11 protein-coding genes and 1 tRNA gene are annotated in these 14,094 nt (G+C 68.8%); 7 read left to right on the top strand and 5 right to left on the bottom strand.

The features are described from left to right. Positions 1-143: 143 nt before the first annotated feature. Complete coding sequence (locus tag RGD00_RS03150) at positions 144-2,387, top strand: ATP-binding response regulator (RefSeq protein ID WP_310455904.1); 2,244 nt, start codon at positions 144-146, stop codon at positions 2,385-2,387. Between the two features lie 540 nt (positions 2,388-2,927). On the opposite strand, the gene RGD00_RS03155 is transcribed toward RGD00_RS03150, so the two are convergent. Then, positions 2,928-3,518 (bottom strand): sulfotransferase family protein, encoded by a 591-nt coding sequence (locus RGD00_RS03155; RefSeq protein WP_310455805.1) that lies wholly within the window; start codon positions 3,516-3,518, stop codon positions 2,928-2,930. 204 nt (positions 3,519-3,722) lie between these two features. Between RGD00_RS03155 and recA the strand changes: the two genes are divergently transcribed. The 4 genes from recA to RGD00_RS03175 all read left to right on the top strand — a co-directional run bounded on the left by recA (position 3,723) and on the right by RGD00_RS03175 (position 8,817). Beyond that, positions 3,723-4,793: a recombinase RecA gene (gene recA / locus RGD00_RS03160; RefSeq protein ID WP_310455806.1), complete on the top strand. Its 1,071-nt coding sequence runs from the start codon at positions 3,723-3,725 to the stop codon at positions 4,791-4,793. Between the two features lie 92 nt (positions 4,794-4,885). Then, positions 4,886-7,543: an alanine--tRNA ligase gene (gene alaS, locus RGD00_RS03165; protein WP_310455807.1), complete on the top strand. Its 2,658-nt coding sequence runs from the start codon at positions 4,886-4,888 to the stop codon at positions 7,541-7,543. A 4-nt stretch (positions 7,544-7,547) separates the two neighbouring features. Continuing rightward, positions 7,548-7,841: a DUF1330 domain-containing protein gene (locus tag RGD00_RS03170; protein ID WP_310455808.1), complete on the top strand. Its 294-nt coding sequence runs from the start codon at positions 7,548-7,550 to the stop codon at positions 7,839-7,841. A 76-nt stretch (positions 7,842-7,917) separates the two neighbouring features. Then, a complete protein-coding gene (locus RGD00_RS03175) occupies positions 7,918-8,817 on the top strand; it encodes a DMT family transporter (protein WP_310455809.1) in 900 nt (299 codons plus the stop codon). A gap of 30 nt (positions 8,818-8,847) precedes the next feature. Here RGD00_RS03175 and RGD00_RS03180 read toward each other — a convergent pair whose 3' ends face one another. Together RGD00_RS03180 and RGD00_RS03185 are read right to left on the bottom strand one after the other, a co-directional pair. Further along, positions 8,848-9,777, bottom strand: a complete 930-nt coding sequence (locus RGD00_RS03180; protein WP_310455810.1) for a class I fructose-bisphosphate aldolase — start codon at positions 9,775-9,777, stop codon at positions 8,848-8,850. 114 nt (positions 9,778-9,891) lie between these two features. After that, the gene (locus tag RGD00_RS03185; protein ID WP_310455811.1) at positions 9,892-10,308 is read right to left on the bottom strand and encodes a Hint domain-containing protein; all 417 of its coding nucleotides are present in this window, start codon (positions 10,306-10,308) and stop codon (positions 9,892-9,894) included. 245 nt (positions 10,309-10,553) lie between these two features. Between RGD00_RS03185 and RGD00_RS03190 the strand changes: the two genes are divergently transcribed. Together RGD00_RS03190 and tig are read left to right on the top strand one after the other, a co-directional pair. Beyond that, positions 10,554-10,638 (top strand) — tRNA-Leu (locus tag RGD00_RS03190). Between the two features lie 25 nt (positions 10,639-10,663). Further along, a complete protein-coding gene (gene tig / locus RGD00_RS03195; protein WP_310455812.1) occupies positions 10,664-11,998 on the top strand; it encodes a trigger factor in 1,335 nt (444 codons plus the stop codon). 56 nt (positions 11,999-12,054) lie between these two features. Here tig and RGD00_RS03200 read toward each other — a convergent pair whose 3' ends face one another. Further along, positions 12,055-12,975, bottom strand: coding sequence for a calcium-binding protein (locus tag RGD00_RS03200; protein WP_310455813.1), 921 nt, complete (start codon positions 12,973-12,975; stop codon positions 12,055-12,057). Between the two features lie 110 nt (positions 12,976-13,085). Continuing rightward, positions 13,086-14,021: an ACP S-malonyltransferase gene (gene fabD, locus RGD00_RS03205; RefSeq protein WP_310455815.1), complete on the bottom strand. Its 936-nt coding sequence runs from the start codon at positions 14,019-14,021 to the stop codon at positions 13,086-13,088. Positions 14,022-14,094 lie beyond the last annotated feature (73 nt).

Raw genomic sequence — 14,094 nt, forward strand, 5'->3', positions numbered from 1 at the left:
TGACAGGGTTTGCCTTAAGGCGCGGTTAACACTTTTCCGCGCCAATGAAGGGGCAACGAATCTCGGATGGAGGTCACGTGACGTCGCTGGCACCCCTTTTCGGGCCGATCGGCCGGCGCGCCGCGCGTCTTGGCGGTGCGGTGATGCCGCTGCTGGCGGTGGCGGCGGGCTGCGCGGTGGCGGCCTTCGTGCTGGTGGATGGGCGGGCGCGGCTGGCCTTGCTGGCGGCGGCGGGCAGTTTCCTGTGCCTTGTGGTCATCCTGCGTGCGGCGCGGGCGCTGGCGGCCCGCCGGGCGCGGGTCTTTGCCGCCCGCGCCGGCGCCGTGGTGGCAGAAGACGCGGCCCCCTGTTTCACCACCGATGCCGATGGCCAGGTGCTCTACCGCAACCGGGCCGCGGTGGCGCGGTTCGGCGCGGGCGGCGGCGGGCAGACGCTGGTGGCGGCGCTCGGCGATGTGTTCGCGCATCCCTCGGCGGTGCTCTACCGGCTGCAAAGCCGCGCCGCCAATCTGGGTGCCGCGCGCGAGGATGTGGTGACGCGCCGCGGCCATATCCGGCTGTCGGTCCACAAGGTGGGCGAGGCCGGGTTCCTCTGGCGGCTGGAAGAGATGCTGAACCGCAGCGGCGGCAACCGCGGGGCAGAGGGGCTGAGCCTGCCGATGCTGGTCGCCGGCCGCACCGGTGCGATCCTGTTCATGAACGAGGCGCTGCGCCGCATCCTCGGCGGGCGCCCGCGCACGCTCGACCGCGTGTTCGCGCATCTGCCGCTGCAATCCGGGCAGGAAACGGTGGTGTCCGGCATCGACGGGCCGGTGCGCGCGCTGGTGGCGGAAATCGAGGGCGCGGGCGAACGGCGCGAAATCTACCTGCTGCCGGTGCCCGGCTGCCCGGCGGAACCGCTGCCCGCTGCCGACTGGGGGGGCGAGGATCTGCCGGTGGCGCTGTTGCGGCTGGCGCCCACGGGGGCGATCCTGTCGGCGAACCGGCGCGCGCGCGACCTGTTCGGGCTCGACCCCGCGGCGCTGCCCGCGCTCGGCGATCTGGTCGAGGGGCTGGGGCGGTCGCTGCGCGACTGGCTGGGCGACGTGGCCGAGGGGCGGATGCCCGGCCGGGCAGAGGTGCTGCGCCTGCGCCAGCCGGCCGAGGAACGCTTCGTCCAGATCGCGCTGCACCGGGTGGAGTCCGCCACCGGCGCGGGGCTGATGGCGGTGGCGAGCGATGCGACCGCGCTCAAGGTACTGGAGGCGCAGTTCACCCAGAGCCAGAAGATGCAGGCGGTGGGCCAGCTTGCCGGCGGCGTGGCGCATGATTTCAACAATCTGCTGACCGCGATTTCCGGCCATTGCGACCTGCTGCTGCTGCGCCACGACCGGGGCGACCCGGATTACCCCGACCTCGTGCAGATCCACCAGAACGCCAACCGCGCCGCAAGCCTGGTGGGCCAGCTGCTGGCCTTTTCCCGCAAGCAGACGCTGAAGCCCGAACGCATCGACATCGCCGAGGCGCTGTCGGACCTCACGCATCTTCTGGGCCGGCTGATCGGCGAAAAGGTGACGCTGGACCTTGCCCCGGCCGAGGATGTCGGCCCGATCCGCGCCGACCGGCGGCAACTGGAACAGGTGCTGATCAACCTCGTCGTCAATGCGCGCGATGCGATGCCCCGGGGCGGCACGATCCGCATTTCCACGCGCGAGACGCATCTGGCCGCGCCCATGCTGCGCGACCGGGCAGAGGTGCCGGCGGGCGACTATGCCGTGATCGAGGTCGCGGACGAGGGCGAAGGCATCCCGCCGGACCTGCGGGCCAAGATCTTCGAGCCGTTCTTTTCCACCAAGCGCCCCGGCGAGGGCACGGGGCTGGGCCTGTCGACCGTCTATGGCATCGTCAAGCAGACCGGCGGCTTCGTCTTCGTCGACAGCGGGCCGGGGCAGGGTGCGACCTTCACGCTCTACTTCCCCATCAACCGCGCCGAGGACACGCCCGCCCCCGCGCCGCAACCCGCCCGCGCGGCCCCGCGCCAGGGCCAGGGGGTGGTGCTGCTGGTCGAGGACGAGGCCCCGGTGCGCGCCTTCGCCAGCCGCGCGCTGCGCCTGCGCGGCTATACGGTGCTGGAGGCCGACAGCGCCGAACAGGCGCTGGAAACGCTCGCCGATCCGGCGCTGTCGGTGGATGTGTTCGTCACCGACGTGATCATGCCGGGGATGGACGGGCCGAGCTGGGTGCGCAAGGCGCTGGAGGGGCGGCCGGGGGTGCGGGTGGTCTTCGTCTCCGGCTATGCCGAGGACACCTTCGCCGACGCGCAGGCGGAAATCCCGAACTCCGTCTTCCTGCCCAAGCCCTTCTCGCTCGACGACCTGACGACCACGGTGCAGGGCCAGTTGCATTGAGCCCCGGTCCCGGATGCGATCCTCTCGGTCAGCCCCTTTTCGCGCATATCCGGGAGGAGGTGGATCGAGCCCGGTCCCGAAGCTGTCCCTTCGGGGAAAGGCGCGCGCGGAAGGGGGGACAGGCGGTGATGTCGAAAGGCCACCGATGCTGTCCTGCGCGCCGGTCCCGGGGCCCATCCCTGTCCCCGCGAGAACGGGCGGACAGGCGTTGTCGGCGGGCGGGTCACTGGCGTCCCCGCGCGGCGGGAAGGAGTGCAGGATGCACTGCCGTCGGCACATCGCCGGGGATCCTGCACGGTGGGACAGGGGCATGGGAAAATGCCGTCGGCGGACGAATCGCCGGGGCTGCGGCGCGGTGGGAAGGCGGCGGGACAGGGCAGGCGGAGACAGACGGAAGAAGCAGGTGTAGCGCCGCATTCGGCCTGCGGTTCCGTTTCCCCTTTCCGAACCGGGACGGGAACCGCGGCGGCGGGTCCCGTCGGGACGCGGGTTTCCTCGGCCCCCGGATCCCGCAATGGGCCCCTCCTGGGGGGCCGCGCCTCAGGCGAGGCTCTCGTAAAGTTCCAGGTCGCGCGCCATCGCCTTGCGCAGCATCGCCTCGGTCTCGGGGGCGAGGCCCAGTTCGGCGGGGGGCGAGACGTTGACATGGGGCAACAGGATCTCGCAGCCGAGCCGCTCTTCCAGGAAATGCACGAACTGGTCGATGCGGTCATAGCGGAAGATGCGGTCCACGGGCTGGCGTCCCTCGGGCGCAAGGAACCGCGACTGCGCGCCGACATTGGCGAATTCGGGCTGCGGCCGCGCGCAATAGGCGCGGGCGAAGGCGTCGAAGCTCATCCCCGTGGTCGCGTTCTTCGGATCGCCCACATCCTCGCGCTTGCGGAACCGATACCAGCTGCCGAGCCAGTCCAGCGGCTCGCGCATCAGCGCGACGGTGGTGAAATCCGCCCCCGAGGCGGCGCGCAGATAGGGGCCCACGAAACGGTGGAACCGCTGCACATTGGTGTGCTTGAGCACGGGCGGCCGCTGGATCGACAGCGCCGCGAGCGATTCGAGGGCGGTCGCGATCGAGGTCGAGCCGGTCTTGGGGGTTGCGAGAAAGACCAGCCGCTGGTCCCAGAACACGAGCATCCGTAGCCTCCAGAGTAGGATTTTCGCCGGTACGGGCCCGGCGGGACTGCAGCGTAAACTATCCATTAACCTCGGCGGGTAAAAGTTGGATTTGTGGAGAATGCGATTGATCTGTTCACGGTTTGATCGCATATTGCCCGGAACACAACGGGAACGACGGGGCGATTGCCGCAGGGCGGCACCTGTGGAATAAGGAGCGGACGGATGACGGCGGCAAACCTTCTCGAATTCAACGGAAAGCGCGACATGGACAAGAAGAAGGCCCTCGAAAGCGCATTGGCGCAGATCGAACGGCAGTTCGGCAAGGGCTCCATCATGAAGCTCGGGGCCGACAGCCCGGCGATGGAGATCGAGGCGACCTCGACCGGCTCGCTCGGGCTCGACATCGCGCTCGGCATCGGGGGGCTGCCCAAGGGGCGGATCGTCGAGATCTTCGGGCCGGAAAGCTCTGGCAAGACCACGCTGACGCTGCATGTCGTGGCCGAGGAACAGAAGAAGGGCGGCGTCTGCGCCTTCGTCGACGCCGAACACGCGCTCGACCCGCAATATGCGCGCAAACTGGGCGTCAACCTCGACGAGCTGCTGATCAGCCAGCCCGACACCGGCGAACAGGCGCTGGAAATCGTGGACACGCTGGTGCGTTCCGGCGCGGTCAGCCTGATCGTGGTCGATTCGGTCGCGGCGCTGACGCCGAAATCGGAAATCGAGGGCGACATGGGCGACGCGCAGGTCGGCGCCCAGGCCCGGCTGATGAGCCAGGCGATGCGCAAGCTGACCGCCAGCATCGGGCGCAGCAACTGCATGGTGATCTTCATCAACCAGATCCGCATGAAGATCGGGGTGATGTTCGGCAGCCCGGAAACGACGACGGGCGGCAACGCGCTCAAGTTCTACGCCTCCGTCCGGCTCGACATCCGCCGCATCGGCTCGATCAAGGACCGCGACGAGGTGGTGGGCAACAGCACGCGGGTGAAGGTGGTCAAGAACAAGGTCGCGCCGCCCTTCAAGCAGGTCGAATTCGACATCATGTACGGCGAGGGCATTTCCAAGACCGGCGAACTGGTGGACCTGGGCGTCAAGGCCGGCGTGGTCGAGAAATCGGGGTCGTGGTATTCCTACGGCGACGAACGCATCGGCCAGGGGCGCGAGAACGCCAAGACCTTCCTCAAGGCCAATCCCGGTGTCGCGGCAGAGATCGAGGGCAAGATCCGCAATGCCAACGGGCTCGATTTCCACATGACCGCCGCCGAAAGCGAGGAACTGACCGAGGACTGAGCCCCGCGCGGGGGCGGGGGGCAAGCCGCAGTGGACAGCCCCCGCATCCGCCGCTAAACGGGGGCAATTCCAGCGCCAAGAGGCCCCTCCGCATGCCCTCGCTCAACGATATCCGTTCGACCTTCCTCGACTTCTTCGCCCGCAACGGCCACCGGGTGGTGGAGTCGAGCCCGCTCGTGCCGCGCAACGACCCGACGCTGATGTTCACCAACTCGGGCATGGTGCAGTTCAAGAACTGCTTCACCGGGGTGGAAACGCGCGACTACACCCGCGCGACCACGGCGCAGAAATGCGTGCGCGCGGGCGGCAAGCACAACGACCTCGACAATGTGGGCTATACGGCGCGGCACCATACCTTCTTCGAGATGCTGGGGAATTTCAGCTTCGGCGATTATTTCAAGGCCGAGGCGATTTCGTTCGCCTGGGACCTGCTGACGCGCGATTTCGACATCCCGAAGGACAGGCTGCTGGTCACGGTCTATCACACCGATGACGAGGCCGCGACGATCTGGAAGAAGGTCGCGGGCCTGCCCGAGGACCGCATCATCCGCATCGCCACCAAGGACAATTTCTGGCAGATGGGCCCCACCGGCCCCTGCGGCCCCTGCACGGAAATCTTCTTCGACCACGGCGATCACATCTGGGGCGGCCCCCCGGGCAGCGCGAACGAGGACGGCGACCGTTTCATCGAGATCTGGAACAACGTCTTCATGCAGTTCGAGCAGTTCGAGGACGGCTCGATGCGCGAACTGGAGATGCAGTCGATCGACACCGGCATGGGGCTGGAACGGATCGGCGCGCTGTTGCAGGGCAAGCACGACAACTACGACACCGACCTGATGCGCGCCCTGATCGAGGCGAGCGCGCATGCCACCCATTCCGACCCCGATGGCGCGGGCAAGGTGCATCACCGCGTGATCGCGGATCACCTGCGGTCCACCAGTTTCCTGATCGCGGACGGGGTGATGCCCTCGAACGAGGGGCGCGGCTATGTGCTGCGGCGGATCATGCGGCGCGCGATGCGGCATGCGCATATGCTCGGCGCGCAGGATCCGGTGATGTACCGGCTGGTCCCCGCGCTGGTGCGGCAGATGGGCGCGGCCTACCCGGAACTGCCGCGCGCGCAGGCGCTGATCGAGGAAACCCTGCGGCTGGAGGAAACGCGGTTCAAGCAGACGCTGGACCGGGGGTTGCGGCTCTTGGACGATGAACTCGCCCGCCTGCCCGAGGGCGGTGCGCTGCCGGGCGAGGCGGCGTTCCGGCTTTACGACACCTATGGCTTCCCGCTGGACCTGACGCAGGATGCGCTGCGCGAAAAGGGCCGGGCGGTGGATGTGGCCGGGTTCGATGCGGCGATGGAGGAACAGCGGGCGAAGGCGCGCGCCTCCTGGGCCGGGTCGGGCGAAACGAAGGACGCCGCGATCTGGTTCGACCTGGCCGAACAGCACGGCGTGACCGAATTCCTGGGCTATGACACCGAGGCGGCGGAGGGCCAGATCCTGGCGCTGGTGCAGGCGGGGGGGGAAACCGGCGCGGCAGAGGCCGGGGAGGTGGTGCAGATCGTGGTGAACCAGACCCCCTTCTACGCCGAATCGGGCGGGCAGGTGGGCGATCAGGGCTTCATCCGCACCGATACGGGGCTGGCGCGCGTGACCGATACGCGCAAGTCGGCGGGCGTGTTCATCCATGTCGCCGAAGTGGCGGAGGGCACGGTGCTGCGCGGCCAGCCCGCGAAGCTGGAGGTCGATCATGCCCGCCGCAGTGCGATCCGGGCCAACCATTCGGCCACCCATCTGCTGCACGAGGCGCTGCGCCGCGCGCTCGGCGATCACGTGGCGCAGCGCGGCAGCCTCAACGCGCCCGACCGGCTGCGGTTCGATTTCAGCCATTCCAAGGGGTTGAGCGCGAAGGAACTGGCGCAGGTCGAGGCCGAGGTGAACGCCTTCATCCGCCAGAACAGCCCGGTCGAAACCCGGATCATGACCCCCGACGACGCCCGCGCCATCGGTGCGCAGGCGCTGTTCGGGGAAAAGTACGGCGACGAGGTGCGCGTCGTGTCGATGGGGCGGCAGGCCAATTCGGGCAAGGGCACGGATGGCGCGGTCTACAGTCTGGAGCTTTGCGGCGGCACGCATGTGGCCCGCACCGGCGAGATCGGGCTGTGCGTCGTCCTGGGCGACAGCGCGTCCTCTGCCGGTGTGCGGCGGATCGAGGCGCTGACGGGCGAAGGCGCGCTGGCGCATATGGCCGAACTGTCGGGCCGGCTGGCCGAGGTCGCGGGGGTGCTCAAGGCGCAGCCGGCGGATCTGGCGGACCGCGTGCGCGCGCTGGTGGACGAACGCCGCGCGTTGCAGAACGAGGTCGCGCAGTTGCGCCGCGAACTGGCGATGGGCGGCGGCACCGCCACCGGCCCCGCGGCGCGCGAGGTCAACGGGGTGAAGTTCCTCGCGCAGGTGCTGGCCGGTGTGTCGGGCAAGGATCTGCCGGCGCTGGTCGATGCGGCGAAGGAACGTCTGGGTTCCGGCGTCGTGCTGCTGATCGCCGATACCGGCGGCAAGGCGGCGGTGGCGGCGGGCGTGACGGCGGATCTGACCGCGCGCATTTCCGCCGTGCCGCTGGTCAAGGCCGCGGCCGAGGCGCTTGGCGGCAAGGGCGGCGGCGGGCGCGCCGATCTGGCGCAGGCCGGCGGCGCCGATGTGTCCAATGCCGAGGCCGCGATCGCCGCGGCCGAGGCCCTGATCGGAGGATGACCCCATGCCCGCCGCGCTCTGGATCGCCAATGTCGAAGTGACGGATGCCGAGGCTTACGGCCGCTATGCCGCGCTGGCCGGGCCCGCCATCGCCAAACATGGCGGCGCCTTCCTGGCCCGCGGCGGGCGGTATGTGCAACTGGAAGGCCGCGACCGCGCGCGCAACGTGGTGGCGCGGTTTCCCTCGGTAGAGGCGGCGGTGGCCTGCTATCATTCGCCCGAATACCAGGCGGCGCTGGACCATGCGCGCGGCGCCTCGGTCCGCGATCTGGTGGTGGTCGAGGAAGCGGCCCCCTGATTTCGCTTGCCCCCCCGGGCCGATCCGGCATTCTGGCCGGAATGCCGAAAAATGGCGCAAAAGGGGGGAAGAAGCGATGACGGATCAGGCGATGCGCGGCACGGCGCTGCGCGACGGGGCGATGCTGCTGCTGGCGGCGGCGATTTTCGGGGGGATCTTTCCGGTCAACCGCCTGGCGGCAGAGGCCGCCTGGCCGCCGATGTCCTTCGTGCTGTTGCAGGCGGCGATAGCCGGGGTGGCGGTGCTGGCGGTGGTGCTGGCCACGGGGCAGCGCATGGCGGTCAGCCGGGCGCATCTGCTGGCCTATGTCGTCATCGGGGGGCTGGTGCTCGGCCTGCCGTCCATCGTGCTGGTGCGCGCGGCGGAACATCTGGATGCCTCGGTGCTGACGCTGGTTCTGTGCCTGTCGCCGATCCTGACGCTGCTGATCGGGGCGGCGGCGGCGCGGGTGGCGCCGGACCGGATGACGCTTCTGGGCATGCTGCTCGGCGTTGCGGGCATCGCGCTGATCGCGACGCCGGATACCGGGGTTCTGGGCGGTGCGACCATGGGCTGGTTCCTGATCGCGCTGTCGGCGCCGGTGATGTTCGCGCTGGCCAACAACTGCGCCGCCTGGCTGCGCCCGCCGGCGGCACCCTCGGCGGTGATGGCGGCGGGGACCTTGCTGGGGGGGGCTGCGGTGGCGCTGGTGGTGACGCTGGTCAGCGGCGCGGCCCTGCTGCCGCCGGATCTGGGCGGGGGGCGGTTGTTGCCGCTGGTGCTGGCGACCCTGATCCAGGGCGTGTTCTATTATCTTTTCTTCTGGCTGATCAACCAGTTGGGCCCGGCGCGGTTTTCGGTCTTCAACTATATCGCCGTCGCCGCCGGGATCATCTGGAGCATGCTGGTTTTCGGTGAAAAGCCCGCGGCGCTGTTCTGGGTGGCCACGGCGCTGATGCTGGTCGGCATGCATCTGGCGCTGCGCCCGCGGGGCTAGCCCCGGCCCGAAGGCCGGGGCCGGGGGCGGTTACGCCTTGCCCTTGTAGATGTCGACGAGCTTTTGCAGCATCGCCAGCGCGTCCTCGCGCGACCGCTGGAAGCTGTTGCGCCCGATGATGGAGCCGTTGCCGCCCCCGGCAAGGATCGCGCGCGCGTCGTCATAGACCGCATCCGCGCCCTTGGCCGCGCCGCCCGAGAAGACGATGATCCGCCGGCCGTTGAAGCTGGACTGCACGCAGTGTTTCACGCGGGCGGCGAGGGTGGACACGTCGATCTGCTGCTGGTCGTAGACCTTTTTGGCCTCGGGCTGCATCAGGTGGTCGGTGGACAGCTTGATCTTGATGATATGGGCGCCCAGAAGGGCGGCGATATGGGCGGCATAGGCGGCCACGTCCACCGCCGTTTCGCCGTCCTTCGTCACCGCCTCGCCGCGGGGATAGGACCAGATGACCGTGGCGATGCCGCAGGCCGCGGCCTCGCGCCGCATCTCCACGATCTCTTCGAACATGTCGAGCGCCATGTCCGACCCGGGGTAGATGGTGAAGCCGATGGCGGCGCAACCGAGGCGCAGCGCGTCGTCCACGCTGGCCGTCACCGCCTGGTTCTTGCCCGCGCCGTCCGACATCAGCGAGTTGGCGGAGTTCACCTTGAGGATGGTCGGGATCTGCCCGGCGAAGGTGTCGGCCCCCGCTTCCAGCGGGCCGAGGGGGGCGGCATAGGCCGAAAGCCCCGCGTCGATGGCCAGTTGGTAGTGATAATGCGGGTCATAGCCGGCGGGGTTGGGCGCAAAGCTGCGGGCGGGGCCGTGTTCGAAGCCCTGGTCGACCGGCAGGATGATCATCTTGCCGGTGCCGCCAAGCTTGCCCTCCATCAGCATGCGGCAGAGGTTGGCCTTCACGCCGGGGGTTTCGCCTTCGTAATTCGCAAGGATCTTCTGAACGGTTCGGGTCGCGCGCATGTCCTGGCCCTTGAATGTGGAAAATGGGTCGCCCCCCGTTTAGGCATGCCCGCGCCGGCTGGCAATGCCCGCCGCGGGCCCGCGGCGGGTTTTGTCGCATTTCGGCAGGGGCTGTCAGGCGAAGGCGGGCTGCGCCGGGCAGGCAAGCTGCACGCCCTCGGCATAGACGGTTTCGGGGCGGTCGAAATGCAGCGTGAACAACCGCGCCTCTGCCGCCCGTTCGCGTTGCAGCAACACCCCGTCGGCCAGCCGCCCCACCGGCACCGCCACCACCGGCGCGCCGAAGATCGCCCTTGCGCGCCAGTCGGTCACGACCACCGGCTGATCGGCGGCCAGCCACAGCGGCCGTTCGGGCCGGTCATGGCCGAGCGTCCCGGCCGGCACCCGCACCAGCAGCGCGGGCGTGACGCGCCGCGCCGCGACATGGCGCAGGCTGCGCAGGCCCCGGCGGGTCACGATGCGGTCGCCGGGGGTGAGATGCTCGACCGGCAGCGCGCCGTCGAGCGTCAGGACAAGGCTGCCCGCGGCCATGCCGCCGGCCAACGCCGGTTCACAGGCCCCAGGGGGCCAACCATCACACTCTTTCATCTGTACTGCTCCTGCGCCCCGTGTTGTCCGGGGATTGGGCCCAGAATACACGAAAACACTGCGCCGCAAAGCTGAAGAAAGCCCTAAGCGGGGTGGTCGGGTCCGCTTTTTCCTCTCGCATCCGGGTCTGGCCTTTGCTAGAAGGGCGCGGATTTTGGGGGGCGGCCCGGCCTCACCCCGAGGGATGCGCGGGTGTGGCGGAACTGGTAGACGCACCAGATTTAGGTTCTGGCGCCGCAAGGCGTGGGGGTTCAAGTCCCTTCACCCGCACCAGAGTGGTATGGAAGGACGACACGATATGCAGGTCACCGAGACCCTGAACGAAGGCCTCAAACGCGCCTACACCATCACGGTGCCGGCGGCGGCGCTGGATGCCAAGGTGCAGGAAAAGCTGGTCGAGGCGCAGCCCGAGATCGAGATGAAGGGCTTTCGCAAGGGCAAGGTGCCGATGCCGATCCTGCGCAAGCAGTTCGGCACCCGCCTTCTGGGCGACGCGATGCAGGAAGCGATCGACGCGGCGATGAAGTCGCATTTCGACGCCTCGGGCGACCGGCCGGCGATGCAGCCGCAGGTCACGATGCAGAACGGCGAAGAGTGGAAGGAAGGTGACGATCTGGTCGTGGAAATGACCTATGAGGCGCTGCCCGAGGTGCCCGAGGTCGACCTGTCCGGGATCGAGCTGGAACGGCTGGTGGTCAAGGCCGACGAGGCCGCTGTGACCGAGGCGCTGGAAAACCTCGCCGCGAACGCCAAGGACTACGAGGACCGCGCCGAAGGTGCGGCGGCCGAGGATGGCGATCAGGTGGTGATCGACTTCAAGGGTTCGGTCGACGGCGACTATTTCGAGGGCGGTTCGGCCGAGGACTATCCGCTGGTTCTGGGCTCGGGGTCGTTCATCCCGGGGTTCGAGGAACAGCTGAAGGGCGCCAAGGCCGGTGACGCGGTGAAGGTCGACGTGACCTTCCCGGCTGAATACGGCGCGGCGCATCTGGCCGGCAAGGACGCGGTGTTCGAATGCACCGTCAAGTCGGTGAAGGCGCCCAAGGCGGCCGAGATCGACGACGAACTGGCCAAGAAGTTCGGCGCCGAAAGCCTCGACGCGATGAAGGCCCAGGTGGCCGAGCGGATCGAGGCCGAATATACCGGCGCCGCCCGCGCGGTGATGAAGCGCGCGCTGCTGGACAAGCTGGATGCGCTGGTGTCGTTCGACCTGCCGCCGAGCCTGGTCGAGGCCGAGGCCGGGCAGATCGCGCATCAGCTGTGGCACGAGGAAAACCCCGAGGTCCACGACCACAACCACGGCGCCATCGAGACCACGGACGAGCACAAGAAACTGGCCGAGCGCCGCGTGCGCCTTGGCCTCTTGCTGGCCGAGATGGGCCGCAAGGCCGAGGTCGAGGTGACGGACGCCGAATTCACCCAGGCGATCCTGGCGCAGGCGCGCCAGTACCCGGGGCAGGAACGCCAGTTCTTCGAATTCGTGCAGAAGAACCCGCAGGTGCAACAGCAGATGCGCGCGCCGCTGTTCGAGGACAAGGTGGTCGACCACATCGTCGCCAGTGCCAAGGTGACGGAACGCGAGGTCGGCAAGGACGACCTGCAAAAGGCGCTGGAGGCGCTGGAAGAACTCTGATCCCGGTCCCCCCGGGGGATCGGAAAGGGCCGCCCTTCGGGGCGGCCCTTCGCGTTTCAGTAGAGGAACAGATCCTCCGCCGCCATCGCGACATTGCCGGTGAACCGCATCAGCCCGTAGGTGCCGCCCGAGGGATCGTCGCCGTTGTCGTCCCAGTGCAGCCAGGTCTCGTCGAACTGTGCCCAGTAGATCAGCACGAACTGCGCATGCCCGCCGACCGCCGCGCCGACCGAGAACATCGCGGGATCGACCTGCCCGCTGTATTCGATGCCGAGCCAGCCCGACCAGTATTCGATCCGGTCCACCCCGGTCTGGAAATCGGTGATCACGCTGCCGCCGTAGTCAGCTTGGTTGAAGAGGAACAGATCCGCCCCCGCACCACCCGTCAACGTGTCGTAGCCCCGGCCGCCGACCAGCGTGTCGTTGCCGTTGCCGCCGAACAATTGGTCATTGCCGCGCTCGCCGTAAAGCCTGTCGCCCCCCGTGCCGCCATAGAGTACATCGTCACCCAAGCCACCGCGCAACCTGTCGCGCCCGCCGCCGCCATAGGCGGTATCGTTGCCGCTGCCGCCGGTGAAGGTATCGTCATATTTGCCGAAGCTGACGAAATCGTCGCCGTCGCCACCGCGCACGTCGAAGATCTCGAAACCGGTGATGTCCGACAACTGGCCGTCATCCACCCGGCCGGCGTTCAACACCAGATAGACCGGTGTGTTGCCGTTGGCCTGTACCACCAGCGTGTCGGTGCCCGCCCCGCCGATCAGTGTCTGTGCCGCGCCGAGCGTATGGATCACCGTATCGTCGCCCGCCCCGGCATGGACGTAGTTCGCCCCCGTCCCGATGTCGATCATATCATTGCCGGCGCGGCCGTGGATGGTATCGTCACCGCCGAGCGCGGTGATCACATCATCCTGGGCCGTACCGAACAGAACCTCGGACTCGTCGCTCCCCGTCACAATCGCTTCCGTTCCGCGCATGCCATTTCCTCCAATGACCTGCACGTTCCGGCCTTATCACCGCGGCCGCGGCAGGCGCCTTCAATGGGAAAAAGCTAGCATGCCGCGGGCGGCCGACAAACGGTTTTCGCTCAGCCCGCGGCAGTGGCGGCGGCCACGTCCTCGGGCGTGCCGACGGCGCGGGTGGCGGCGTCCCTGGCGATGCGTTTCACCATGCCGGACAGGGCCTTGCCGGCGCCGATTTCCCAGAACTCGGTGACGCCCTGCGCCGCCATCCAGGCGACGGATTCGCGCCAGCGGACGGACCCCGTGACCTGTTCCACCAGCAGGGCGCGAATCACCGCCGGGTCGGTGACGGCTTCGGCGCGGACATTGGCGACCAGCGGCACCGCGGGGGCGGCGATGGCGACGCCGGCCAGCGCCTGTGCCATCGCCTCGGCGGCGGGCTGCATCAGCGCGCAGTGGAAGGGGGCGGAGACCGGCAGCATCAGCGCCCGCTTGGCGCCCTTCGCCTTGGCGATCTCCACCGCGCGTTCCACCGCGCGGCGATGGCCCGACACCACCACCTGCGCCGGGTCGTTGTCGTTGGCGGCCTGGCAGACCTCGCCCTGCGCCGCCTCTGCCGCGACCTCGGCCGCGGCGGCGAAGTCGAGCCCCAGAAGCGCCGCCATCGCGCCGACGCCGACCGGCACGGCCTCCTGCATGGCGCGGCCGCGGATACGCAGCAGGCGCGCGGTATCGGCAAGGCTGATCGAGCCCGCCGCACAAAGCGCCGAATATTCGCCGAGCGAATGGCCCGCGACATAGGCCGCCGATGTCACCGGCACCCCCGCCTCTTCCAGCGCGCGCAGCGCGGCGATGGAGGTCGCCATCAGCGCGGGTTGGGCATTGGCGGTCAGCGTCAGATCCGCGATATCGCCGTCCCAGATCAGCGCCGACAGCTTTTCCCCAAGCGCCGCGTCCACCTCGTCGAAGACGGCGCGGGCGGCGGGGCTGGCTTCGGCCAGCGCGCGGCCCATGCCGATGGTCTGGGCCCCCTGGCCGGGGAAAACGAAGGCGCGGGTCATGTCGGATCCTCCCTGTGAACCCCGCCGGAATAGCGAAGCCCCGCCCGGGGCGCAACGGCGCGATCACAGGGCC

Origin of the sequence: Ruixingdingia sedimenti, assembly GCF_031432425.1 — a bacterium.
GTDB lineage: Bacteria > Pseudomonadota > Alphaproteobacteria > Rhodobacterales > Rhodobacteraceae > Ruixingdingia > Ruixingdingia sedimenti.